Annotated in this window: 2 protein-coding genes; both read left to right on the forward strand. The window is 53.6% G+C overall.

Annotation, left to right across the window (positions count from 1 at the left end):
* The first annotated feature begins 52 nt into the window (after positions 1-52).
* The gene (locus CW742_RS11760; RefSeq protein WP_292420610.1) at positions 53-1,483 is read left to right on the forward strand and encodes a hypothetical protein; all 1,431 of its coding nucleotides are present in this window, start codon (positions 53-55) and stop codon (positions 1,481-1,483) included.
* A 5-nt stretch (positions 1,484-1,488) separates the two neighbouring features.
* A partial coding sequence (locus CW742_RS11765) for a type IV pilin (protein ID WP_292420612.1) occupies positions 1,489-1,797 on the forward strand: 309 nt, incomplete at its 3' end.

Genomic DNA, 1,797 nt, shown 5'->3' on the forward strand with positions numbered 1-1,797 from the left:
ATCTTTATATCGCCTCTTATGCAAGGAATCATGACGATTTGGCAGGGATACCATGAATTTCCGGATGAACGAGCAGGCACTGACGGAGGTGGTGGGTTTTGTCCTCATCCTGGGTGTCATTGCCGCAGCCTTTTCCCTGTACCTTACGTACGCAGTTCCGGCGCAGGGCCGCGAGAACGAGATCCAGCACATGAACGAGGTCAAGGATGAATTCACCCAGTACAAGTTCACCCTTGATGCCCTGTGGAGCAACAATCAGCTGGGGAATTCCATCACCAGTACCTTCTCCCTTGGGACCGGGGGTTCCTTTACACAGGGAGGGAACCGCATTATGCCGATCCTCAACCCGATAGCATCCAGCGCCACCTTCACCATCAACCACCGGAACGAGACGCTTACGGTCTCCTCCCGGTCCCTGATCACCGATACGGTGAATTTCACCTATTCATCAACCGCGGTCCCGGGTTCCCTGGTCCTGTATGATCCGCCCGGGAAACTTCTGGTGAACATATCGAATGCAGGGAACCTCCAGACCGGCTACGGAATCCGGGTGAACGGGACCGGCTGGTACGCGTCGGTGAACAAGACGCCGCGGTACGAATTTTACCTGTATCCATCTTCAGTAACGTACGCACCTGACGGTAAGATCACCAACATAACCTTCAGCGAGGGGTACAAGTACAACAGGACCGATATAACCGTGAGTGTATTCAAGGACGGCAAACCCACGATTGAAAATCTCATCGTGTACTCAAATATCGCGGCACTGTCGTCAGGCCAGAACTATACCGTCAACTTAATGGACGATACCTATGGTATCAGGTCATTTGTCTCGTATCCCACGCAGGTCATTTTCACGAAGCCCGGGACTTCGAATGACCTGATCGCAACCGGGATTGCGGTGTACGATTACACGGAACAGGAGAGCAGTCATGCGGTCTCCCTCGGAGCCATTGAATATGCCTCGAACAATTACTACTGGATCCAGCAGCGGTACTTTTACCAGATGGGGGGCGTCTTCCTGGAACAGGATGACGGCGCATCCTACAAACTCGCCCCGGCAGTCACGATGACCTACAACAATGTCACGGGAATTATGAGAGTGAAAATCAATGAAATCGTGTTCGATCCCTCGAACAGCGGTATCATCGGCGGGACGAGCCCGGTACAGGTACGGACCCGGCTCAGCAACATGACCGCACTTCCCTATGCCCCGATCACTGCCAATACGAAGAGTGTGACCATCAGTGTGGCATCCTCCGACCCGTTCGTCCCCCCCCTCTGGTATGAGGTGTTTGATGAAACGGCAAACAAGACCGGCGGGGTTCCCCGAACTTTTTACCAGCTGGCCCTGACGCCGACGACCGGCTCCATCATCATCAACGGCCCGGATTATACCGGCTCAACGTACGATATCCTGCTGGAAGCAGAGCGGATTAATTTCTATGTCAAATTCCATGGACTGGGAGGGATTCTTGAATGAAAAAAATGGACTGTTCCCATGCAGCCGCATCGCAGATGGGAATGACGGTGCTCATCGCAGTCGTTACTATCGGTGTCGCAATTGCCGGTGTTGCGGTGATCTCAAAGCCCCAGGCTGAGGAGATACCTGCAGTGAACGTGGTTATTGAAAACTGGAGCAAAACCATCTATGTCTACCACCGGGGCGGTGAACCGCTCGACCGGCAGAATATGCTGATTATGGTCAATGGCGAGCCCCATACTGCTGACTTCATCAGCACACTGACCGGCCAGGACTGGACGACGTTCAGGAACGGCGATGTCCTCACCTATGAC

The organism is Methanoregula sp. (genome assembly GCF_002835825.1).
In the GTDB taxonomy this organism is placed as follows: Archaea; Halobacteriota; Methanomicrobia; order Methanomicrobiales; family Methanospirillaceae; genus Methanoregula.

Excerpts from the sequence above, each read along its gene's own strand:
- CW742_RS11760 (WP_292420610.1), top strand. The coding sequence starts at position 53 with ATGAATTTCCGGATGAACGAGCAGGCACTGACGGAGGTGGTGGGTTTT.